This window comes from Candidatus Paceibacterota bacterium, from assembly GCA_028714635.1.
GTDB lineage: Bacteria > Patescibacteriota > Minisyncoccia > Phycocordibacterales > JAQTLZ01 > JAQTLZ01.
The window spans coordinates 158612-181823 of the sequence record JAQTLZ010000001.1; the positions used below are offsets into that span (position 1 = coordinate 158612).

Consider the following 23212-nt stretch of genomic DNA (forward strand, 5'->3'; position numbering starts at 1 on the left):
GCTGAATTTATGTCTTACGCTATAGTATCTCTATGAATATCGAAGATCCAAACAAACAACAACCTGATGAACAGGGCGCTCTTGTTCAAAAAAGCAAAATTGAGCAAATACAATTTCCCAAAAAGGTAGAAATTGTTGGCGGGGAGTCATATAAAGGAGGTGTAATCGAAATTTTAGATAACAGAGCGATACGTTTCAGTGGTTTTCACTTGGACCAGCCATTTGAGTTTGGTAAGCCTGAAGATATTATTAAATATGATTATGGTTATCGGCCTTTCAAGGAAATGGCACCACGGAGTAAGTTGCCAAGAATTTCTAGCACCAGTTTTGATTTGAAAAATTTACCGCCACAAGGGACACGAGACGCAATAAATATAATGTTCTATTCGGGCATTGTGACACCACCCTCTTTTTCTCCCGACCCTGTTTCGGAATCAGACAATGCGCTTCAGGGTAAGCTAGACATCCTTTCTCATTCATCCCTGATAGAGAAAGCGATACAGTTTACAAAAGAAAGACCGAATTTGGCATCAGAAACATTTGCTTATATATGTAGGGACTACGTATTTTCGGGATCACATTCTCGTACACAATTACTCATTCCATTTCTTGTTTCTCATCCGGAAATGCTTGATTACTTTCCGAATGAGTGTAAATCTCAGCTGACGGGTATTTTGTTAAAAAAATTTAGGGAAGATTTAGCAAGCGTTTTTCGAGGTTCTGGCTCATTGGAAGAGAAGAAGAGTAGATTAGAAAAGTTAGGAAAAGAACTTTCAGAAACTGCAAAGCTATTTGATATTGATACAGAAAAAGAGGAAATAAAGAGAGAATTTTCCCGGGCAAATGAAGATTTGGACCTGAAATTACAGGATCTATAAGTTTTTTCTCCGCCCTAATTTCAATGCTACAATATCAGCATGAACGAGGCGAAATTCAACGAACTCTATAAAAATCTAAATTCCAAGCAAAAGGAAGCTGTCGACACGATTGACGGACCTGTCATGGTAATCGCAGGACCCGGAACTGGAAAAACACAGATTTTGGCGATAAGAATCGCCAAAATCTTGCTTAGTGGAAATGGGACTTCGCCGGACGGGATTCTCTGCCTTACTTTCACTGAGGCTGGTGCCAAGGAAATGAAAAGGAGACTCCGGGAAATTATTGGCAGTGATGCCGAAAAAGTCCGTGTCCACACCTACCACGGCTTTGCGGGGTCTGTCATTGCTGAATTCCCGGATCATTTTCCGCATCTCTCCCGCACCAAACAGATCACCGATATCGAATCGGAAACTCTCGTCCGCACGATTTTGCGCGACAAGAAATTTGCGAAACTGCGCCCTGCCGGCGAGCCTGATTTCTATGTTGGCAAAATTCTCGGCGCAATCCGCGATTCCAAAAAAGAAGCTTGGACGCCGGAAATTGTGCGCACGTTTGCCAAAGAGGAAATTGAGCGGGTGAAGCGGGACGAATCTTCTCTTTCTACCCGCGGGCCGACGAAGGGGCAGCTCAAAGGCGATGCATTGAAACGAATTGAAAAATGCGAGCGCACGATTATCTTTGCCGATGCCTATCTCGCCTACGAAGAAAAGAAACGTGCTGATAGGAAGATGGATTTTGACGATCTCATCATCGAGCTTCTCACCGCTCTCCGTACCGACAAATTACTTCTCCAAATGCTCCAGGAGAAATTTCTCTACATTCTCGTTGATGAGCATCAGGACACCAATGATTCGCAAAATATGCTCATTCGCGCTATCGCAGACTTTTTCGACAATCCCAATCTCTTCGTGGTGGGGGATGAGAAGCAGGCTATTTTCCGCTTTCAGGGCGCGTCTGTCGAGAACTTTTTGCGTTTTCAAAATCTCTGGAAGGGCATGAAGGTCATTTCGCTCACGGGCAACTACCGCTCGCATCAGAGTATTTTGGACGCCAGTTTTGCTATGATTGAGAATAACTATGCCGATGGGGAGCACAAGAATCTGCGAGTGAAATTGAAAGCGGCCGCGCCCGAAGGCGCGGCCGCCAAGCCTGTCGAAATTGTTATGGCGGGGAATGTAGAAGCGGGAGACAAGTATTTGGTGGAACAAATAGTGGACATTTTGAAAAATTAGCGTTAATGTGTTTTTGGAACCTGGAGGATTTTGTCATGGAACAGAAAGATGCGGTACCGGATGCTGAAAGAGAAGTCGGTTCAAAGGAGGCGACTCCTTCCGACGAATCTCTCAGCGCGATGGCTCGCAGGGCTTTGGCGAGAGCTAAGGCGATGCAAGACTGGGGAATTCCCATTCCCCACACGAATTGTTGATTTTCTGGCGCAGTTTTTGATGAAGGAGGTGGAAATCATGCTCGTTATTGTTTCTTCTGGTCTGCTTCGGGCGGATGAAGCGGTGCAAGCGCTCAAGGATTGTGTGCCGGGAAACGTAGAGGTTGGGGATGTTGAGGAGATCGTCTTTGTGAATATTCGCAAGGCTTTCACTGAGCTCCTTGTCTCGGCTCGAGCCGAAGGAGGTTTCCGCTCTCTTCAATCGGACAAGGAAGCGGTTCTGCGGGGAATGGAGGATGCCCTCGGTATTTTCAGAGCCGATTCTCTCCGGAGAAAACCGCTTCAGGCGCTCAGGGATATTCTTTCTCTTCCCGAAAATAAACTTCTGGAAGAAAGCCCGAGCAAGTTGTTTGCGTTAGTGCGGTGAGTTTGTCTGCTCTCTATTATTGGGGACAGAATCTATGATTCGAAACCGGCGAGCTTCACTGTCCGCCGGTTTTTTTTATTGCATTTCATGGAACCATTCGTACGAATGGTTCCATAGCTCGCAAGAGTTGTTCTTGCTAGCCCAAGGAAGGTTGTGATCGAAATGTAATATTACTTTTGCTATAATATGGATATTAAAAATTAAGCTATCTATTATGGAACACGCAGAGAAATCATCGAGTGCTATCACCAATGTCGTAGGCAATTCTTTTGAGACAATGAGCCGTGTGAATCAAGCGGCTGCGAAGGAGATGGGAAGGATTTTGCATTCAAATCTGGATCGTCAGCAACTCATGGCAGAAATTGAGAAGTTTAACGAGGTTTTTGGCGCGGGCCAAGTCCTCAAACCAATTCCTGTGGGGGAAACCGCAGAGGCGGTTTTAATCGCAAATTATTCGGAAGACGGCAAAACGGTCTTCATTTCGTTGCTATCAAAAGGTGGTTTTTGAGCTAACAAGGATCGACCTTGCGAAAGGTTCTTGTTTTAAGTTTTTTTAGACCCCCTTCCAACCACAAATTTTTGTGAACGACTCATCGATTTGTCCGTGCGATGAGTACAGCCCACCCAACAACACGGGCGGCGCATTCCGCCTCTCATTTTCGAGAGGGCTTTTTTGATGCGGATGTCTCGCGTCTCCGATTTTTTGCCGGAGATGACCCAGCAAATCCACTCATTGCGTGCGAGCGGCGTAATATCCTGCCAGAGTGAGAGTACCGCTTTGTCAGAGGCAATGGCCTTTCGCAAATCCGCCGGCATGCTATGTACCTGCCCGCGCGCCGCGCGCAGGCGGGCGACACCACCACCACTGTTTTTTCCGCTTGAGTTTCCCATGTATCCTGATTATAGCAGGTTGGGGGAGGGGCTCAATGTTAAGGTAAAAAAGCTCTCAACTAAGGGCTATTTTTAAGTCTTAATATACTTGACAAAAAGGCAGTATATATGCTATAATACTATCAGTGAAGGTTTGATTTTGGGCTCTTTGGGAGACAAGCCATGAAAAAGGCAGTAAAAAAGTGGGACGATACGAGTTTTTGTATTCGTTCCCTCGCCATCGTTCCGGGGTTGAACATTCTCTTCTGGGTTGCTATTCAATTGTTGAAAGCATCTCCAGTTGCCGGAATCATTTTCCTCGGGGCAAGTGGCGTTCTCTACTCTTATCTCGGTGTGCGCGAGATGCGCATCTGGGCGAAAGAAGCAGAGACCGCGATCTAACTACCCGCAAAACTTTAAAAGGATCTAAAGAAGACCTTGCAGAAGTTTTGCGGGTTTTCATTTATCTAATTTTTTCCATTCTGATTTTTGATACAATGGAAGCGTGAGAGAGAAACCAACAATTGCCATAATTGTACGACGAAATCGGGATGTGGAGCGCATACTTGCCTTACTTCAGCAAAATGGAATACCGGCTTCGGCGGAACGCGGAGCGGATATTTTTTCGCATCCTGTCGGGGCGCTGTATTTTGATTTGATTGAATATTTGGCGAATCCGGGGAATGTGGAGGCTCTGGCGAGGACTGTTGCTGGGGGGTTGTGGCATCTCGATTTTCCGCGGAAGACTGCACTTATTCGTTTGATACGAGCAGGGGACTTTGCGGGAATTTCGCGGAGCGAAATTCCCGCCATTGCGAAGCTTCAGAAAGAAATTACCAAAGACGGTGCGATTAACTTTCTCGTTTTGGCTGCGAAACTTTCTGGCTTTGAAGCGGTCGCGGAAAGAAATCCTCTTTCTGCCGAAGTTTGGCGAACGATTGTTGCTCTCGCGGGAGACATTGCGGTGGAAAAAAGTATTCAATCACCGAGCGTTTTAATTGAAGAACTTCTGGCATACCGGCAATCGGCGGAGACGAAGAGTGTCAAGATAACAGTCGGCCGGCCGGATTCGCAGGTGCGGGTGATGACTGCTCACGGCTCCAAAGGGCTTGAGTTTGATTATGTCTTTTTGCCATATGCGACAGACGAAGCGTGGCTTTCCCGCGGACACGGAAGCTCGTTTATTTTGCCTCGTGAAAAAGGGGATGAGGACGAAGTGCGTGATGCAAGGCGGCTTTTCTATGTGGCACTGACTCGTGCCAAAAAACACGCTTCAATCATTGCTCCGCTCCAAGACGCTTTGAAAAAAGAATTTACTCCGCTTCGGTTTATTTCCGAACTCGACTCGAAATCCGTCTCGCAGACTGACTTACCAGCGAGTTTTGAAAATCATACGGCAAAATCAAACGGAGATGTGGATGAAAAACAGAAGGCGGAGATTATGGAGTATGCAAAAAATGTTTTGACCGAATCGGGGCTTTCGGTAACGGCACTCAATCACTTTCTGACCTGCCCCAGCCAATTTTTATACAAAAGTATTTTGAAAGTGCCGGAAGCGCCGAGTGTCGCATCGGAAAAAGGAAATGCAATGCACGAAGCACTTTCGTATGTGTGGCATCAGGCTAAAACATTTTCAGAAGAAAATGTTCGCCCGACCGAATCTGCAGAGCAGATTCGGTTTAGGGAAAACAAATTAGAACAGATGATTGTTGCGACGATAGAGAGTACGGTGAAGGCCTATTTCGACCACTCGCTCCTTCCACTTTTTGAAAAAGAGGGGGCAGTGGAGACGCTTCTCGCAGATGCTCCGAAAGTGGCAAAAGCCCTTATTTCGCTTCTAAATGTTGAGGGGAAGGTATTGACCGAGACGTGGGTAGAGGCCTCGTATGAAGGCAAATATGCCTCAAAAGAGGTCATTTTGAGGCTTCACGGGAAGCTAGACGCCGTGGTGGACGGGCAGGACAAGACGCTGGTGTATGACTACAAAACTCGCGAGGCGATGAGCGTCAATGCGCTCAAAGGCGAGACGAAAACCGACAGCGACGGCAACTATTTCCGCCAGCTCATTTTCTACAAGATTCTCCTCGATGGAAACACAAAGTACAAAAATAAATCTATCGAACCCGCGCTTGTTTTCATAAAACCGGACTCGAAAGGTAGATGTCCGACGATAACACTCCCCATAACTTCGGCAGATGAAAAAAGAGTGAAAGACGAAATCCAATCACTCATCGAGAGTGTCTGGTCCGGCGCATTTTTGACTGAAACCTGCGACGACAAGGACTGCAAGTGGTGCGGTATGAAAAAAGAAACTTTGTAAATAAAACAGGGTCCAGACGAATGGTGATTGTCTGAACCCCGCACCTCTATTCTTTTCGCAGCGAAAGTCCGCATTGCATGAGAACCTGGTTGGCTTTCTCTGCCACCACTTGGCCGCAGTTCTTATAACGACGCATCAGCTCTGTCTTCGTCCGGCGGGTCAAGTCTTCCACGGTCTTTAGACTATCACTACCCTCTGAACGGTCTGACGCCGTAAGTAATCGGGCAATGGCCTGAGTGCGTCTTATTCCTGCTCCCGCTAGTCTTTCTGCGGTGAAGAATCTTCTGAGGGGCATCGAGAGTAATTCCTCCTTTCCGTCGTCGATGGTCTCATTCTCGGAAACTTCAACAACCGGTGAAGCAACACTGAACCGAATGGTGAGAGATTTGCCATCGGGGATCATTCCCTCGGAAATGGCGTATTTCTCGAATGCTGTTCGCATTTCAGCCACCTTCAGATTCAGTTTTTCCTGCTTGTCTTTGTCCAACAAAGCACACCTCCTTCCTGGCGTATTTTATACATCATCTATATTAAAATGTCAATAAAACAAATTAGCGCGCGAGCGAGAAACATCTTTTTGAATCAGTCCGCAGGCGAGGTTGCACGGTCCGATGTGGTGTAATTTTTGCTTCGGGCAAAAACTATACCACAGCGGAACCCGCCGAGGATGAGGAAAACCGCCGGCTGGGGCGGTTTTCTGCTGATTCAAAAAGATGTTTCGAGCTACTTATTTTCCTGCCAGCACCAAATCAACAATCTTCTTCATCACAGCGGGATCCTGCGCACCGCTCACTCCAATTCTCATTCCATCATTTGTGACGAAGAGGAGGTCTGGCGTGCCGGGAGAATTAATTTGCTTCAAGAACCCAGTATTTGTATCGGTGATATATTTCTTTGCTGCGTCGGGAATCTTATTTTTAAGTACCATTATCGTGTAAGGAGTTCCATTTCCGCCAGCTTGCACTCCGTCGGCCAGCTGATCAGCCACTTTCTGCTTATACTTTCCGCTTGCAAGACAGTCCTCGAACTTTGCTTTCTCAAGTCCGATTTGCACAGCGATCTTTGAAAGCATTCCAGCGTCTTTTGCGCTTGTTGGCTTTGCCTCTTTGTAATATGGCTTACCATTCTCATCAGTAGGAGCTGGTTTTGGTGTATTGTAAACTCCGATATCCATTCCGTTGTTCGAAGGAGTGACCGCGAATAGTTGGGTTATAAAATGCCAGAATCCAATATTTCCGCCGAGTTCTGCAGCACATTCGCTCGCCTGTGCTTCAGCTGGTGCCTTTGGGTGTCTATCAAGAGGGAAATGACGATAGACCCAAGCAATCCTTCCGTCATCGTGATAAGCACTCCAGATTCCTTCCATTGTCTCGTGAAATATCTTACAAAATGGGCATTCAAGGTCGGAGTATTCAACCATTACGATTGGTGCATGTATATCGCCTTGGATATGTTCATCTGCCGTAACAGGAGCTATGTTCTCGTTGTGATCTTGCACTGCAACTCCATTCTGGCCAGAGTTATTATTTCCGACTTTACCTGTTTGTACAAGAAGAATTGCTCCGGCAATGATAACTCCGGCGACGATGATTGCGACTGGGGTGCTTAATTTCATAAGGAATTAGTTAATGTATGGGTAATGTTTGGCTATTATAGCACTCTTTTTAGAACGGCAAACTAAACGTCATCGCACTTTCATTTTTCTTTTCCCAGCCTGATGTATCGAGCTTTATTTCATTTGCTTTTCCGCCTTCTTTGAAGAGAAGCTTTCCGTTTTTGAGGGCGTATTCATAGACGTCTTTTGTAATTTTCACGTCATCGAGGCAGTACTTGCGGATCTTATCTATCTCGCCTTTTTTCCACCAGACGATCGCATCAAGGCCGTGGCCGGATTTTTTGGTGCCAAGGGTCGCTTCGGCAACTTGGTCGAGCTTTACTCTTCGGCCGAGGACTTTGCGAATTTCTTCGAGAATATCTAAGCTTTTTATTTTTGAAAGATCGCCGTGATAGTACTTATTCAAGAGGGGAATGTCGAAGTGATTGCTATTGTAGCCGACGAGCATATCTGCTTTTTCTATAATAGGCCAAAGCTTCGGCAATTCTTCCATGAGGTATGAAGAATATTCTCCGGTCTCGGAATCATAAGCGCACACGATAGAAATATCGAGTTTTGCTGGGTCATTCGAACCGACTTCGGAAAACATGTTTTTTGTTTCAATATCAAAAACTACTTTGCGCATAATAAGCGGTTTTCTTAATTTTATTTTGTTAACGGGAGCTTGTGGGTTTCCAGAAAATCCCGCATAGTGACATCTCCCATTCCAAAGCCAACGGTGGGAACTGGTTCTACGCCGAACATTTCAAGTAAATTGTCGTATCTGCCTCCACCGAAAAGAGCTCGGCGATTTTCCGGATTGGTATCGAATACTTCGAAGACCATTCCGGTGTAATAGTCGAAACCGCGGGCGATTGAGGGGGTAAATTTCGCTTTGATTCCTTTTTTTTCGAGTGCATCGATGATTTGAGCAAGCTCCGGGCTCTCGGAAAGCTCCGCCTCTTCATACGGTTTGCCGGAAAGTTTCTGCCACTCCGCTTCGAACTCCGCTTTTTCCATTTTTTCTTTTTTATCAAGAAGACGGAACATTTCTTTTCCGTATTTTTCTTGAAGCAATTTTCTTGAATTTATCTGTATCTCAAAATCCTCATCTTTCGCGCCAAATTCTTTCATTATCTTGTGGGCGAGAGAAATGATCTCAACTTCTGCTTCAATTCCTGCGATACCCATAACATCGCAATTTAACTGCCAGTGTTCGCGTTTGCGGCCTCGCTGCGGGCGTTCATAGCGGAAACAATTCGGGATGGAAAACCATCGGAGGGGGAATTTCCAGGATTTTCGTTTTGCCGCCACCATTCTGGCGAGGGTCGGCGTCATTTCAGGTCGAAGTGCTACTTCGCGGTCGCCTTTGTCGGTGAAAATATACATCTGTTCATTGACGATTTCATCGCTTCCTTTGCTTCGATAAAGTTCGGCATATTCGAGTAGAGAGGCGCTATATTCTTGATATTTGAATTCTTCAGCTACTTTTTTCCAGATTGAAAAAATATAGTTCTGTATTGCCATATCCTCGGGATAGAAATCCCGAACGCCCTTGTAGGCATCAGTAGACAGTTTTTTGTCAGACATAATGTGAGTATTGTAGCGTATTATTTGGTAAAATAGAATACCATGATTGAAAGTGCACCGACAACACCAGAACCAGATGAGATGGAAGAAAGACCTCCGCAGTTGTCTACGGCGGAAGTTTTTCAAAGTCCCATCGAGCGTATTCCGGAAGCGTATGAAGCTCTTGGTTACCCGCTTTATGAGCTCTATGTATCTCAATTTAATGAGGTAGTGAAAGATGGGATGCAAATGCGCCACGGCGGAGCTTTTTTCCAGGCCGGTAAGTGTTTTCGGGATTTTACGAATGAGAAGGGAAGGAAAAAACAATTTCTTTTTTCTGATAAAACTCCGGCGGTGATTGCTCGGGATAATGCTGAGGAGGAATTGTACAGAAAGAATCCAAACATGGAATCACGAGAGTTGGATGCTATGGTGCCAAAGTTGAAAGATTTCTGTGATGAAAAAGTTTTCCTCGACATTCAAGAACGTGCGGAAACTGTCGGAGAAAAAATAGTGACCGGGACGATCCATGATGTTGTCTTTGGATGTCCAAAGGAAATTGCGGAAAACTTACCGACTTTACCGGTTGAGAGGACGGTAGAGAAAGTGGGGGATTGTACCAGTGCAGAAAAATTCTTTTTTGAATTTATGAATGATGAGGATTCTGCTTCGAGAGATTTCAATTTGATAGTTGATGATGCGGGGAATCCGATTGCGCTTCATAAATTTGACGGCGAAAAATCAGCGCTTCTTCTTACGGAAGTGACTATGAACAATATTCGTATTCCGCCCGGAAGTTTGCTTGCTGTGGACTATAAAGATGAGAAGAAAGAGAGGAATGTGGTCGTCCCGCTTTCCGAGTGTAAAGGATTTCAGTTCTTACGTTGGTCGAGTTTTTGTTTACCGCCAGAAGAAAGGCCCACCACCACTCCATACGCTTACAGTGAGATCCAAAGTGCTGGCAAATGGTATGGGGTTGATGAAAACTGGCATGTCGATGTTGCAAAGAAAGCATTAGAAAGATTTAGTGTACTGAAATGATTTCTTTGTGGAAAGAAAAAGGGGAGACTCCGCTCGAGTGTTTGGAGCGGTTTCGGGCTACTCGGCCGGAATTAGTGAAAGAGAGGATGACTTATGCTGGGCGGTTGGACCCGCTTGCTGAGGGAGTTTTGATCGCGCTTGTCGGCGAGGAATGTAAAAAGAAAGAGAAATATTTGGGACTCGATAAAGAGTATGAAGTGGATGTCCTGATGGGGATTGAGACGGATACTTATGACATTTTGGGGAAGGTTACAAATTATCAAGGTTTAACCTTGATAAAGGATGACGAAAATTTTGACGAGCTCGTCAAAATTTTCGTCGGAAAGCGTACCCAATCCTATCCGCCATATTCCTCGAAGACTGTGGGGGGGAAGCCGCTTTTTGCTTTGGCAAAAAGCGGCGAACTTGATGATATTGAGATTCCCACCAAAGAAATTGAGATTTATTCAATAAAACTTTTAGAAAAATACAAGATTTCGGTCGGAAATTTTCTGGCGAAAATTTCCGACGACATTGCCCGTGTAAAAGGAGATTTCCGCCAAAAAGAAATTCTTAAATTGTGGCAAAAAACGCTTTCAAAACTCTTTGGTCAAAATTTTCCTGTAATTAAAATTGCAGTCGCGTGTAGTAGTGGGACCTATATGCGCTCACTTGCACACGAAATTGGCAAGAAGACAGGAACTGGTGCATTAGCTCTCAATATTGTCCGCACAAAAGTGGGAAATTATTGTATAGAAAAATAAAAGCGCACGAACCAGTGAAGGTGCGTGCGTTACTGACCTGAAGCGAGGATTAAATCGGCATCAGGTTGTTGATAATCAGGCCAGTCGGGCGCAGGTGGCGATTTCGACCGCGACCGTGGCGCCTCTGTCGGTTTTGGGCTGCCTTGATTTTGCCCGGGCTCGGTGGTTTCATCTTGAGCCAGTGTGGCAAAGGGTCGGGCTTCCTTTCGTAATCCTCGCGAGAGGGTGCGTAAAAAGAGTTGTTCCATGACATGGCATTTACCTCCACAATGAGACGGGTACCCTTTGACTGGGAATTACTATACTCTTGGGGTAAAAATAATCAAATAAAAAAACTCGCGACTAGCAACTAGTCGCGCGCTTCTTGATCTGACGAGGTCTGAGACACTTTCTGGTGCCTCCTAAACTCTTGTTCCTGCACGTGTTGCTGCTTTCCATGAGAACTTGGAAGAGTGCTTCATCACGCTTTACTCTTTCCAGCGCCCCGAGCCTCTCCAGGCGTTGAGTGTCAGGATTTTTTTCATGTTTTTGCATCTGCGCGACTCCCTAGCTAGAATTAACTTCGAAAATGTTCTTGGACTAGGAATTACTATACTCTTGAGAAAAAAATAATCAACAAAAAAGCGCGCGACCTGATTTAGCAAAATCATGTCGCCCCAATGTCCTTTGAGGGGCGACTCGCGCGCTTTTCCAATTTTCTTACGTACGCTTCTTGTTTTCAAAACTCTTCTTTCGGAGTCGCACATTCTTCGGAGTAATTTCTAGATATTCATCCTCATTCATTGTTTCAAGTCCTCGCTCGATCGTGACGGTGAGCGCGGGGACGAGATAAATTCCTTCGTCGTTTCCGGATGAGCGCATGTTGGAAAGTTGTTTTCCTTTGCATGGATTCACGAACATTTCTTCGCCTTTTGTTGTGTTTCCAATTACCATTCCTTGATAGACCTCTGTTGTGGGTTCGATATAAATGACTCCTCGCTCCTGAAGATTCCAGAGTGCGAATGCAAGCGCTTTTCCAGCTTCCATAGAGATCATTGCGCCTTCAGGTTTCTTTCGAATTTCTCCAGCGTATTCTCGGAATTCTACAAATCGTGACGAAAGAATTCCTTCGCCTTTGGTATCAATGACGAATTCACCTCGATAGCCCAAGAGCCCTCGAGTTGGAATATCAAAAAGAATTCGAGCGTTTCCGTCTTTCACTTTCATATCTTTCATAATGCCTTTTCGACGTCCCATTTTCTCGATGATCGCTCCCGTTACTTCTTCTTTCGCATCAATCATCGCTTCCTCGTACGGCTCCATTTTCACGCCGTTCACTTCTTTAATGATCGCTTCTGGTTGAGACACTTGAAGCTCAAATCCTTCTCGGCGCATTGTTTCAAGCAAAATTCCAATGTGAAGTTCGCCTCGTCCGAACACCCGGTAGGCTTCCGGATCTGAATCAAAATCAACCTTGAGTCCGACGTTCACTTCGAGTTCTTTTTCAAGCCGTTCGCGGATTTGTCTTCCAGTCACAAATTTTCCTTCGCGTCCGGCAAAAGGGGAATCGTTTACGAGAAACCCAAGGGAAATAGTCGGCTCATCAATTGCGATAGCTGGAAGAGCGACAGTTTCTTCTTTGTCGGTGATTGTCTCTCCAATATAAATTTCTGGAATTCCGGCGAGCATGACGATGTCACCAGCGACAGCTTCTTGAGTTTCTTTTCGAGCTGTTCCTTCAAATGTGAAAAGCTTGCTGATTTTTCCTTTGATCACTTTTCCAGTTGGATCTTTTGCAATGACGTTGCTTCCAGATTTGATTGTTCCTTCGTAGACACGCGCGATACCCATGCGTCCGAGGAAGTTGTCGTATGCGAGGTTGAAAACTTGCGCTTGAAGCGGGGCTTCTGCACTTTTGTTTGCAGCAGGAACTTGTTCGAGAACTACGTCGAGAAGGGGATTTAAATTTGCGCTCTCGTCTTTGAGTTCACGTTTTGCAATACCTTGTCGACCGATAGCGTAGACTGTCGTGAAATTAAATTGGTCGTCATTTGCGCCGAGCTCGAGGAAGAGTTCATGAAGCGCTTCTTTTGTCCCTTCTGGGTCTGCGGCAGGCTTGTCGATCTTGTTGATAACGACAATCGGCTTCAAACCAAGTTCGAGAGATTTCTTGAGCACGAATCGCGTTTGTGGCATCGGACCTTCCTGCGCGTCGACAATGAGGAGCACGGTATCAATAGAACGAAGCACGCGTTCTACTTCAGAACCGAAGTCGGCGTGTCCCGGAGTGTCCACGATATTTATCTTTGTGTCTTTATAGAAGAGGGAAGTGTTTTTGGCATAAATAGTAATACCACGCTCTTTTTCAAGTGCATTTGAGTCCATTGAAGCGCCTTCCTCCGCCATTCCGTTTTGTTTCAGAATTGCGTCTGTGAGAGTGGTTTTCCCGTGGTCGACGTGCGCGATGATTGCTATGTTGCGTATCTCCATTTTGGTAAATAAAAAACGAGCGATCGCTCAATTTCGTGCTTCTATTTAAACAAATTTCTGTTAAAAAGTCAAACTCTGCTTTTTTATTGACAGGAGGGTTTAAGGCCTCTATTGTGAGTTCTGGAATTGGAGAAGTGCTAGGCGTTAAACCACGTTTGGAGGAGGTGCCATGGGAAGTCTTACAGGTAGGAAAGCGGTTGTTACGGGTGCCAGTCGAGGGATTGGCGAAGCCATTGCAAATCGGCTGATGATTGAGGGCGCGCGGGTTGCGTGCGTGAGCAGACATCCTGATCTGGAGTCCGACACTATACTGGTCGAAGGCGCAGGGAAGAAAAACTACGCCGCTGACGTCTCGGTTGAAGTATCTGTTCGGAGTGCTGTGGAACAGATCCTCAAGGATTTCGGTTCGGTGGATATCCTGGTCAACAACGCGGGGGTCACGGCCGACGGCCTCTTCATGAGGATGAGCTTGGAGCAATGGAGAAAAGTCTTTACCACTAACGTGGACGGAGCATACTTGTTTTCCAACGCTCTCGCTCGGGCGCTCATGAGGTCGGAACAGGGCAGGATCGTGAACATCAGTTCGGTGGTTGCCTTTACCGGTAACGCTGGCCAGGCAAATTACTGCGCCGCCAAGGCTGCGCTCATCGGGATGACTAAATCCCTTGCGCGCGAATTCTCTTCGAGGGCTGTGACAGTGAATGCCATCTGTCCCGGATTTATCGAGACAGACATGACGGCCGGAATTCCGCTCGACAAGAAGGCACAGTTCCTGAAAGAAACTCCGCTTGGGCGTTTCGGCAAGCCGGGAGAGGTGGCCAGCCTTGTGGCCTACCTGTGCTCTGCCGAAGCTGGTTTCATCACCGGCCAAGTTCTTTCAATTGACGGCGGACTCGCGATGTAGGGATTTTTGAAGATGAAGACGAATGCTCTGGTAGAACCCGGAGCATTTTTTATTTTTTACCACGTAAGCGAGTCCCATATCTTTTGGGAAACTCACTGGGCTCTGCGCAAAACAAAGGAGCTTTTTAGGAAAATTGAATTGTTTGAGAAAACCGCCCTCTGTAAGAAGGGCGGTTTTCGAGTTTTCAATTTTCCGTGAAGAAAAGTGACTATTGTTTAAGCGGAGAACCAGTGGGGCTGTTTTCCAAAAGGTATGGGTGAGTGTCTTCTTACCCCTTCACCTCCTCAGGCGTCTTCGAAGCTCGTACCGTGAGCATTATGATATTTCCGGAAGTGTCTCGAATGACTGGGTCTTTGACCTCGTCAAATTTTCCATCTCCATCATCAGAGTGGAGCATTACGATATAATCTTTTCCTTCAACCATTTTGTTGTTGCCAAGATCGATGCTTCCTGGATTTGTTCCAGCAGGAAAATATTTTGCGCCGATAACTTTTCCGGGAACTCCCGCATTATCTTCATGCACTGCTACCCATCCTCCATTCGCGAATGTTACTGAATCTAGATAGAGAGTACTGCCAGGGAATTGCGCACCTACTGCGAGCTTATCGCCGCCCGCTGAAACCATTGTGTTTGTTGGAGTTGGCGTTGCCTCTGTCGTTGATGGAGTAGAATTTCTAGTAAAAAGATATGTTCCAAGCGCGAGGACGACAATAACGACTACGATGCCGATAATCATATTTTTCGAACTTGAATTTGTTGTTGGTTCCATTTAATTAAATATTAATGAATAAAACAAGAACTCTTTTGCTTCATTTAGTATAGCACTTATGCCTCTTGCTAAAATTTCATTTTAGATTCCGAATTTTTTTCGCAGTGACCAGAGGCGGAATATCATGCATGCCATATTCTCGTTATAGATCAGATCTTTTTTTATCATTTGAAATGCTTTGTCTATAGAGACGGGTACGACCTTAATATCCTCGTCCTCATCTTTCAGAAGACGATCGGGAGTGAGTTTTGTTGCAACATAAGCGAAGCGTCTCCATACCCAGGATTGCCCGCCTTCTGCGAGACGAAAAAGTTTCAGATTTTTTGCCCGCACTCCCGCTTCTTCGCGGAGCTCTCTTTGTGCAGCCCGAACAGGGGTTTCTCCCTTCTTTACTTTTCCTGCTGGCAGGGCCCAGATATATTTTTTGATTCGCGAACGGTATTCGCGGATGAGGAGAAGGCGTTTCTTCGCATCGATAGGAAGGATCATAACGCTTGGCGGACGATGCATTGTCTCGAAGACTTCTTTTTTACCAGAAGGCATTACCGCGATAGCGCGCTTCACTTCAAAGGTGTGTCCCTTGAAAACTGTCTTATATTTCCCAATTTTTGCGCGAGGTTTTTGCATAGAAATGGTAAATAAAAGGGGTAATCTCCTAGTATAGCACCCCGCGGCAAAATTTTCTAGAAAATTTTGCCGCACCCCCTTTATCTATTTAAAAGACCCGATCGGAAAATGTCCGGCTTATGAGAACTTATTTTTAGTATTTCAATCGGGAAGGGGAATTTCCCCTTTGCATTTTCCAGCGCATTTCCTAAACCATCTTGATCATATCCGAGCGCGACCACGTCTGGCTTGTTTTTGAGAATGACATTCCATGTTCCGAGTGTTTCATCGGCTTCAATTACGTAGTCCGCAATTTTTTCTGCTCCCAGATCCGCAATTCTTTTTTGGAGCGAAAAGCGGGGAGAATGTTTCTTTAATGTTTCAACGTGTTCATCACGAGCAACTGCTACGATGAGTATGTCGCCAAACTTTTTCGCTTCGCGCAAAAAATGCCGGTGTCCCTCATGTACTCCGTCAAAGGTGCCAAAAACTAAAACTTTTTTACCGTTTTTCATGTTAGGAGAAAATAAGAAGCAGTGTTCCTGCGATCATTACACCGATTGCAAAAAATTTTTGTAGGATGTCTCGTCCAGAGAGTTTTTCTTTCCCCAATTTGGGGAGGAAAACAGTAAGTATGATACCGATTATAAATACGAAGAGGGGCTGGAGACTATTTACAAGAAGGAGAAGTGCGATTGGTACCAAAAGACTTACGTAGTTGGAAGCAAGTTTTGCTACAAAACTTAGGACTTCCCCCAGGATATTTACAAGAACAAATCCTGCCGTATTTTGTCTCATGAGGCTTAAAAATTGCTGTCGATAAGATTTGATGCAGATAAATAAAAAGAGAGAGAAAATCACAATACCGGCATATTCCCAAAATACGCTTGCCCAGAAATTCTCTTGGAGCGCGATGATTTTGAATAGGAGAATTGAAAGTGAGACCAAGAACGCCGCGCCCATCATTTTCAAGAGAATACCTTTTTTAATTTGTGCCGATTTCTTGTCAAAGGAAATTGAGATACTGATAGCCCCCAAGATGATTAAAAATCCTCCGATAATTTGTATATTTCGCAATGTTTCTCCAAGAAAGAAAAATCCGAGAATATAGCCGAAAATAGGAATGAATTGCCATAATGGTGTGATGACAGAAGCTTCTTCATATTCAAGTGCGGAAAAATAGGGAACGTAGGAACCAACCAAAAACATTCCGCTTAGGATGATGACAAGGGCGTGAGGGAAAGAGATGCTGATTTGGGAAGGAATTGAAATTCCAATTACAAGGCAAAATAGGATACTTATGAGGCCAGTAAAAATAACGAGAGAGCCAATTCCGCCTTTTTCAGAAGTGCGGTTCTTAAAAAAACGTTCGACAAGGTATTTGTCAACGTGATTGTTGATTGAATAGAGAAGGGGAGGTGCGAGTGCGATGATAAACCATTTCATAGAAAATAAGTATACGCCCGCGCAAACTTTTTAAAAAGTTTGCGCGGACAAGCAAGAAAACGCAAAACCCGATCTCCATGTGAGATCGGGGTTAAAAGTAAGAAGAGGGGGATTCCGCTAAAAACTGCGGATATGGGGTGGGAGTATTTCGAAAATTTCAGATGAAAAAGAAAAAATCGAAACTACCAGGTGGGACGGACTCCCCGCTCTTCTCGCTTCGTAAACATGTGAACTTTACTACCTATTATAATACTACCATATCTGATTTAAAAAGTCAAGTACCTTATTTTGATTGACATTAAGGAGTATAGGCTCTTAAATAGAGTATAGATAAGTCATTTCCCGAGAATTCTCGTAGGGAGAAAGGCTACGTAATTTATTGTTTGGGCAATCGTCATCCATTAAGCATCTTTAAAAGTTTTTAATACTAGGTAATATGAAAAAAATTATACAAAAAGACGAAGTTCTCATCTCGTCTCGGTGGGGGAAAGAACTCCATCGACTTGTCTCTGTGATCGCAGTTTCCTCACTTCTTTTAGGTGTTGTGGCTCCTTTGAGCGCGACAGCTGCTGCTGGTAACTACGAGATAACTCTTAGTTCGCAACAGGTTGGACCATTTTCTATAACTTTGAACGGTACTGCAAGCGGTGATCCTATTGTCGGGAAATGTGATGCACAACATATTTCTGTTTTGAGTTGGGATGTTGCACATGGTCAGCTACCTACACCCGAAGATGTTACTTTACAAAATTTTGGTTGCAATGATAAGGTTTTAGTAACTGATTGGGCAGCTTCTCATGTATATGCAAATGCCGGCACCTATACTATTCAGGTTAGAATTTATCATGCAAACCCTACTGGTGCAGAAGGTTCGGATGTTGCAACGATCGATGTTCCAGTAATTATTCCTCCTGCGACTCTTACGGTTATTAAAGAGGTGGTTAACAGTACTCAATCAGCCGATGACTTCACTATAAATGTAACTGGTAATGGCGCTTCTCCCGCATCATTTCCAGGTGTTGAATATCCGGGGCAAGTTGTAAGTCTCCAGCCTGGTGATTACAGTGTTTCTGAAGCGAGTACTACGGACTACACCGCGTCTTTTTCAGCCGATTGTACTGGTTCAGTAGCGTCCGGAGACAGTAAGACCTGCACGGTTACGAACACTTTTGTCCCTCCTCCGACCCCTACGCCCACTCCAACTCCTTCTCCAACGCCGACACCAAGTCCAACTCCGACTCCAACTCCTTCTCCTACACCTACCCCCACACCGTCTCCAACCCCAACACCGAGCCCAACTCCCTCACCGACACCAGAACCTACTCCTTCGCCCACCCCAGAACCAACTCCAATACCAAGCGTGACGCCAACCCCAAGCCCCACGCCATCACCCACCCCGTCTCCAACGCCGGAACCAACACCATCACCGACACCAGAACCTACTCCTTCCCCAACTCCACAAGCAACTCCAAGCCCAACTCCGGAAATAACTCCTAGTCCTACACCTACTCCAGATGGTGGCGGAGGGGAAACTCCAACCCCGACTCCAGAAGCGACTCCGTCTCCAACACCCGAGCCTACTGCCTCTCCGACTCCTGAACCAACAGCCAGTCCAACTCCAGAACCAACTCCCTCTCCTACTCCTAACAATGGCGGAGGCGAAAATCCTACACCAACTCCGACTCCTTCTTCCACGCCATCACCAACTCCGAAACCGCATCATTCAGGATCTTCTGGGGGACGTGTAGGTACGGGCGGAGGTGGTAGTGTGCTTGGAATATCCACTGGGCCTGGTGAAGTGCTTGGAGCTGAAGCTTGCAGTGTGTATCTCAAAACATATATACATTATGGATGGAAAAATGATCCAGAAGATGTAAAAAGACTCCAGACATTGCTCAATAGCTATCTGAAAATCAATCTTCCAATTAGCGGTTTTTATGGTCCGATGACGAGAGACGCCGTAAATAGACTCCAGGTTATGAATTGGCAAGAAGTGTTAGCTCCTTGGGTACCATTCGGCTTGCCAACGGCACATACTCCGACCGGATATGTTTACAAGACCACACAACGCTTCATCAATAATTATATTTGTCCGACTCTCAACCTTCCGATTCCGCAACTTCCGTAAAATGCTTTGAGAGAGGAAATCCTCCTTGTTTTTCAATTGCCTTTTGTGTTCTAATAGTTCATGGGTAATTTTCTCAAGCACCACTTTATTCCCCATGAAGGGAATGAATACAAGCCACACTTTTTAAGAGAAGCTTCGATTGCTTCGCTCATCTCTCTTGCTCTCATTCTTTTTCTCGGTTCAATTTCGTATGGAATTGTAGCGACCAAAACAAATATTTTGGCGTCTATTTACCCGTCTCTGGTTGTTAATCTTACAAATGAAAACCGAACTGCACAGGGCGATCTTCCTCTCCAAGTAAATCCGCTTTTAGAAAAATCGGCGGGATTCAAGGCAGAAGATATGGCGGAGAAAGGATATTTTGCCCACACCTCTCCGGAAGGGCTCACTCCATGGCATTGGTTTGATCTTGCTGGCTACGCGTATATCTATGCCGGAGAAAATCTTGCTGTGAATTTTTCTGACACGGATACAGTAGTGAATGCGTGGATGAATTCTCCGACGCACCGGGAAAATATTCTCAATAATCATTTTACGGAGATTGGCATCGCCACTTCTCACGGAGTATATAAAGGAAGAGATACGATTTTCGTCGTCCAAGATTTTGGAACTCCATCTCTCGCATCTGCAGAGGGGAATGTCCGGCCGGTTTTGAAAGAGGTGAAAAGCATTGCTCCTATTTCACAGGTACAAGTCTCTCCTGAAGTAGCCGGTGAGAGTGTGAAAAAAGATTTTGTGCAGGCAGAAGCGCCGCTTCAGACTTTTGTTGCTGTGAAAAATGAGGCCGCTGTATCTTCCGCACCCGCACAACAAGCTATAGATGGAAATTCTTTTCCGAAACTTTCGTGGTATCAAAGAGCGGTGCTTTTGTATCCCAAAATAGTGAGCGATGCATATATTGTCCTTGCCGGCATCGTTGTTCTTTCACTTGTCCTTCTTATCTTCATTGAAGTTAAAAAACAGCACCCAAAACATATTCTGTACGGATTTCTTGTTTTAGCATTAGTGCTTGTGCTACTCTACCTCTCTCGGGCAATTCTCTTCCCGCAGGTGATCATAATCTAAACACAAATGGCAGAACAGAGAATCAAAAAAGAGCTCGGAGAGTGGAAGGATATTTCCATCGTGAATCTTATCGATTCGCTTGTTGAGTATGCTCATGCAAACCACGCATCGGATATTCACATTGATCCATCGGAGAAAAAAGTGCGAGTGCGGCTTCGTATTGACGGCGTTTTGGAAGAGCTTTGTGTATTTCCGAAAGACATTCATCCAGAAATTATTTCCCGAATCAAAATTCTGGCATCTTTGCGCACTGACGAGCATCAATCGCCCCAAGACGGACGTTTCCGGATTTCGCTTAAGTCGAAGTTCCCGATAGATGTGCGAGTTTCTATTGTTCCAACATTTTTCGGCGAGAATGCGGTGCTCCGGCTTCTGTCAGACAAAGCGGAAAGCATTTCTTTGGACATGCTTGGTTTAAACGAGAGAGATTACCAAAAACTTAAGAAAGCTGTGCAGAAATCTTCGGGAATGATCCTTGCTACCGGTCCGACCGGTTCTGGAAAGACCACGACGCTGTATACGATTTTGAAGATGCTCAATACCAAAGAAGTATCGATTATTACCATTGAAGATCCGATCGAATACGCGCTTGAGGGGATTGAACAGATCCAAGTAGACCCGCGAAGTTCGCTCACTTTTGCAAATGGTTTGCGCTCTATTTTGCGCCAAGATCCGAACATTATCATGGTAGGTGAGATCCGTGATACAGAAACTGCCGGCATTGCAGTCAACACCGCTCTCACAGGGCACTTGCTTCTCTCTACGCTCCATACAAATGATGCGGCGACAACGCTTCCGCGACTTCTTGATATGCACATTGAACCATTTTTGGTCGCTTCGACTGTCTCTGTCGCTATCGGCCAGCGGCTGGTGCGCACGCTCTGTCCGCATTGCAAGGTGCCGAAAACGCTTACAGAAGCGGAAAAGAAAACGCTCGAAGACATTTTTGCCGGAGTTCCGCTTCCGGAAAATCCCACGTTTTTTGAAGCGAAAGGCTGCGACGAATGCAGCACTGCAGGCTTTCGCGGACGAATCGGCCTTTACGAGGTCCTTGTCATGTCCCCAGCTATTCGAGAGGCAATATTGCGGAAGACTTCAGCCGCTGAAATAAAAACCATAGCTTTGCAAGAAGGCATGACTCCCATGGTTCGTGATGGTCTTGAAAAAGCCGCTCGCGGTCTCACTACCATTGAGGAAGTAATGCGTGTCGGCCATGAATAATCCCCGCCACACTTCAAAAGAACGCACTTCCCATCGGCCGTCTCTCCATTCTGAAATGGCGAAAAAAGTTCTTCCCAAAGTCGAAAAGAAAAAACATTTCGGGCACGCAATTGTTCCCAAACTTTCTCATTCGAGCAAAAAAATAAGAGCAAAAATGGGAGGCTTCCGGATGAAAGTCCAAGCATATTGGAAAACAGATCAAAAAAATAGGTTGCGGCTCAGCATGAAAGAGCGTTCCCATTTTGCCAAACGCCTTTCTTTTCTTATCTCCGGCGGAGTGCCGCTTCTCGAGGCTCTTTTTGTGCTTCAAAAGCAAAATCGCTCCCGGAGGAAAGAGAAATTTTTCGATTCTATTATCGCTGATATTTCAAATGGCCAGACGCTTTCGAAGGCACTCGTGAAATTTCCGAGAATGTTCGATGATTTTGCAGTGAATATTATTCGAGTCGGTGAATCAAGCGGGACCTTAAACCAAAATCTCCAGTATCTTGCCGAAGAGCTGAAAAAGAAAAATGTCCTTCGAAATAAAGTATTGAGCGCGCTTGTCTATCCGATTTTTATCACCATAACGACATTGGCCCTCACCATTTTGCTCACCATTTTTATTTTTCCTAAAATTCAGCCGATCTTCACTAGTCTTCGGGTTGCGATTCCTTTGACCACGAGAATACTTATTTTTACAAGCGCATTTCTTCGCGCCTATGGGCTCTGGCTTTTGGCAGCGCTCGTCGTTTCCGCTATAGTATTTTTGATTTTCCTCAAGAAATCAGAAGGTTTCCGAAAATTTTTCGACAGGAATATATTTCGCATTCCGCTTTTAGGGACGATTTTTCAGGGATATAACCTTGCTAACATTACCCGCACTTTGGGGCTTCTTTTGAAAAGCGGGGTCAAATTGAGCGAGGCGGTCATTGTGACCGCGGATACCACAGCTAACGTCATCTACAAACAAGAGCTCCATAATATTTCCGCAGGAGTGCTGAGAGGCGAGAAACTTTCTTTCTACATGGAGAAGAATAGAAAACTTTTCCCTGATCTTGTCTCTCATATGGTCGCGGTCGGGGAGGGGACGGGAAACCTTTCCAACACGCTCATCTATCTTTCTGAAAGCGAAGAGGCGGAAGTGGACGATCTGACCAAAAATCTTTCCAATTCCATCGAGCCCTTGCTTATGGTCTTTATGGGCCTTATTGTTGGATTTATAGCTGTTTCGGTCATAACGCCTATCTATGAAATTACCCAAAATCTTCATCCATAAAGAGAAGACATGCGGTTTCACTTTAATAGAAATTTTGGTCGTGATGGCGATTTTCACGCTTCTCTCTGGCCTCGGGTTGTTTATGACATTTGATTCCTATCGCGGAGCTTCTTCGCGTTCCGAGCGCGATACTGTGGTGAGTCTTTTGGAAAGGGCGCGCAGTCAGGCAATGAATAATGTTTGTTTTGGCGCTTCTTGCGTCGGAGGAAAAAGACACGGTATCTCCATTCAGTCCAACCAATACGTGATTTTTGAGGGAGGAAACTATGCCAGTCGTGACAGTGAGGTCGATCAAATTACCCCCGCTAATCCGACAGCCATCATAACTCCTATTGATGTGGTATTTGATCAGCTGACCGGAAAACTTTACCCGCAACTTTCTCCCGCGACAACCGAATTGATCATCACCATAAAGCAGGCCGACCGGCCCGATTCAATTATTTCAATCAACAATGAAGGCACGATCAATTGGTGATTTTTGCACCACAAAAATCATGTCAGAAGATTTTTAGCCGAAGG

At 45.4% G+C, this 23212-nt stretch carries 25 protein-coding genes; 15 read left to right on the top strand and 10 right to left on the bottom strand.

Annotated features, from left to right (window positions below; translation table 11 throughout):
- The first annotated feature begins 32 nt into the window (after window positions 1-32).
- The 5 genes from PHS53_00775 to PHS53_00795 all read left to right on the top strand — a co-directional run bounded on the left by PHS53_00775 (window position 33) and on the right by PHS53_00795 (window position 3198).
- A complete protein-coding gene (locus tag PHS53_00775) occupies window positions 33-878 on the top strand; it encodes a hypothetical protein (protein MDD5356670.1) in 846 nt (281 codons plus the stop codon).
- Between the two features lie 39 nt (window positions 879-917).
- Window positions 918-2111, top strand: a complete 1194-nt coding sequence (locus tag PHS53_00780) for an ATP-dependent helicase (protein MDD5356671.1) — start codon at window positions 918-920, stop codon at window positions 2109-2111.
- A 35-nt stretch (window positions 2112-2146) separates the two neighbouring features.
- Window positions 2147-2305, top strand: a complete 159-nt coding sequence (locus tag PHS53_00785) for a hypothetical protein (GenBank protein ID MDD5356672.1) — start codon at window positions 2147-2149, stop codon at window positions 2303-2305.
- A gap of 19 nt (window positions 2306-2324) precedes the next feature.
- Window positions 2325-2690: a hypothetical protein gene (locus tag PHS53_00790; protein ID MDD5356673.1), complete on the top strand. Its 366-nt coding sequence runs from the start codon at window positions 2325-2327 to the stop codon at window positions 2688-2690.
- 214 nt (window positions 2691-2904) lie between these two features.
- A complete protein-coding gene (locus PHS53_00795) occupies window positions 2905-3198 on the top strand; it encodes a hypothetical protein (GenBank protein MDD5356674.1) in 294 nt (97 codons plus the stop codon).
- Between the two features lie 35 nt (window positions 3199-3233).
- Here the strand turns inward: PHS53_00795 and PHS53_00800 are convergent, their stop codons facing one another.
- Complete coding sequence (locus tag PHS53_00800; protein ID MDD5356675.1) at window positions 3234-3581, bottom strand: YdeI/OmpD-associated family protein; 348 nt, start codon at window positions 3579-3581, stop codon at window positions 3234-3236.
- 162 nt (window positions 3582-3743) lie between these two features.
- Between PHS53_00800 and PHS53_00805 the strand changes: the two genes are divergently transcribed.
- Window positions 3744-3962 (top strand): hypothetical protein, encoded by a 219-nt coding sequence (locus PHS53_00805; protein ID MDD5356676.1) that lies wholly within the window; start codon window positions 3744-3746, stop codon window positions 3960-3962.
- A 103-nt stretch (window positions 3963-4065) separates the two neighbouring features.
- Window positions 4066-5880, top strand: coding sequence for a PD-(D/E)XK nuclease family protein (locus tag PHS53_00810; GenBank protein ID MDD5356677.1), 1815 nt, complete (start codon window positions 4066-4068; stop codon window positions 5878-5880).
- A gap of 46 nt (window positions 5881-5926) precedes the next feature.
- Here PHS53_00810 and PHS53_00815 read toward each other — a convergent pair whose 3' ends face one another.
- The 4 genes from PHS53_00815 to PHS53_00830 all read right to left on the bottom strand — a co-directional run bounded on the left by PHS53_00815 (window position 5927) and on the right by PHS53_00830 (window position 9064).
- On the bottom strand, window positions 5927-6367 hold the full coding sequence (locus tag PHS53_00815) for a hypothetical protein (protein MDD5356678.1): 441 nt from the start codon (window positions 6365-6367) through the stop codon (window positions 5927-5929).
- Window positions 6368-6607: 240 nt separating this feature from the next.
- Window positions 6608-7495 carry a thioredoxin domain-containing protein gene (locus tag PHS53_00820; GenBank protein ID MDD5356679.1) on the bottom strand — a complete coding sequence of 296 codons (888 nt, stop codon included), beginning with the start codon at window positions 7493-7495 and terminating at the stop codon, window positions 6608-6610.
- Window positions 7496-7544: 49 nt separating this feature from the next.
- On the bottom strand, window positions 7545-8120 hold the full coding sequence (locus PHS53_00825) for a ribonuclease H-like domain-containing protein (GenBank protein ID MDD5356680.1): 576 nt from the start codon (window positions 8118-8120) through the stop codon (window positions 7545-7547).
- Window positions 8121-8140: 20 nt separating this feature from the next.
- Window positions 8141-9064, bottom strand: a complete 924-nt coding sequence (locus tag PHS53_00830; protein ID MDD5356681.1) for an ATP phosphoribosyltransferase regulatory subunit — start codon at window positions 9062-9064, stop codon at window positions 8141-8143.
- Between the two features lie 42 nt (window positions 9065-9106).
- Between PHS53_00830 and PHS53_00835 the strand changes: the two genes are divergently transcribed.
- The gene (locus PHS53_00835) at window positions 9107-10084 is read left to right on the top strand and encodes a hypothetical protein (GenBank protein ID MDD5356682.1); all 978 of its coding nucleotides are present in this window, start codon (window positions 9107-9109) and stop codon (window positions 10082-10084) included.
- Window positions 10081-10827: a hypothetical protein gene (locus tag PHS53_00840; protein ID MDD5356683.1), complete on the top strand. Its 747-nt coding sequence runs from the start codon at window positions 10081-10083 to the stop codon at window positions 10825-10827. Before PHS53_00835 ends, PHS53_00840 begins: the two co-directional genes overlap by 4 nt.
- A gap of 699 nt (window positions 10828-11526) precedes the next feature.
- On the opposite strand, the gene typA is transcribed toward PHS53_00840, so the two are convergent.
- Entirely contained in the window at window positions 11527-13296 is a 1770-nt protein-coding gene (gene typA, locus PHS53_00845; GenBank protein MDD5356684.1) for a translational GTPase TypA, read from the bottom strand.
- Between the two features lie 169 nt (window positions 13297-13465).
- On the opposite strand from typA, the gene PHS53_00850 reads away from it, so the two are divergent.
- Window positions 13466-14200: a 3-oxoacyl-ACP reductase FabG gene (locus PHS53_00850; GenBank protein ID MDD5356685.1), complete on the top strand. Its 735-nt coding sequence runs from the start codon at window positions 13466-13468 to the stop codon at window positions 14198-14200.
- 268 nt (window positions 14201-14468) lie between these two features.
- Here the strand turns inward: PHS53_00850 and PHS53_00855 are convergent, their stop codons facing one another.
- The 4 genes from PHS53_00855 to PHS53_00870 all read right to left on the bottom strand — a co-directional run bounded on the left by PHS53_00855 (window position 14469) and on the right by PHS53_00870 (window position 17021).
- Window positions 14469-14969: a hypothetical protein gene (locus PHS53_00855; GenBank protein MDD5356686.1), complete on the bottom strand. Its 501-nt coding sequence runs from the start codon at window positions 14967-14969 to the stop codon at window positions 14469-14471.
- Between the two features lie 81 nt (window positions 14970-15050).
- Window positions 15051-15596, bottom strand: coding sequence for an NUDIX hydrolase (locus tag PHS53_00860; GenBank protein MDD5356687.1), 546 nt, complete (start codon window positions 15594-15596; stop codon window positions 15051-15053).
- A gap of 80 nt (window positions 15597-15676) precedes the next feature.
- Window positions 15677-16090 carry an adenylyltransferase/cytidyltransferase family protein gene (locus PHS53_00865; GenBank protein ID MDD5356688.1) on the bottom strand — a complete coding sequence of 138 codons (414 nt, stop codon included), beginning with the start codon at window positions 16088-16090 and terminating at the stop codon, window positions 15677-15679.
- A 1-nt stretch (window position 16091) separates the two neighbouring features.
- On the bottom strand, window positions 16092-17021 hold the full coding sequence (locus PHS53_00870) for an EamA family transporter (GenBank protein ID MDD5356689.1): 930 nt from the start codon (window positions 17019-17021) through the stop codon (window positions 16092-16094).
- A 436-nt stretch (window positions 17022-17457) separates the two neighbouring features.
- Between PHS53_00870 and PHS53_00875 the strand changes: the two genes are divergently transcribed.
- The 5 genes from PHS53_00875 to PHS53_00895 are packed head-to-tail and all read left to right on the top strand — an operon-like array spanning window position 17458 to window position 23168.
- Window positions 17458-19149, top strand: coding sequence for a hypothetical protein (locus tag PHS53_00875; GenBank protein MDD5356690.1), 1692 nt, complete (start codon window positions 17458-17460; stop codon window positions 19147-19149).
- A gap of 60 nt (window positions 19150-19209) precedes the next feature.
- Window positions 19210-20214 carry a CAP domain-containing protein gene (locus PHS53_00880; GenBank protein ID MDD5356691.1) on the top strand — a complete coding sequence of 335 codons (1005 nt, stop codon included), beginning with the start codon at window positions 19210-19212 and terminating at the stop codon, window positions 20212-20214.
- A gap of 6 nt (window positions 20215-20220) precedes the next feature.
- Entirely contained in the window at window positions 20221-21435 is a 1215-nt protein-coding gene (locus PHS53_00885) for a GspE/PulE family protein (protein MDD5356692.1), read from the top strand.
- Between the two features lie 55 nt (window positions 21436-21490).
- Window positions 21491-22693, top strand: coding sequence for a type II secretion system F family protein (locus tag PHS53_00890; protein ID MDD5356693.1), 1203 nt, complete (start codon window positions 21491-21493; stop codon window positions 22691-22693).
- Window positions 22665-23168: a type II secretion system protein gene (locus PHS53_00895; GenBank protein ID MDD5356694.1), complete on the top strand. Its 504-nt coding sequence runs from the start codon at window positions 22665-22667 to the stop codon at window positions 23166-23168. The genes PHS53_00890 and PHS53_00895 overlap by 29 nt, the downstream gene beginning before the upstream one ends.
- Window positions 23169-23212 lie beyond the last annotated feature (44 nt).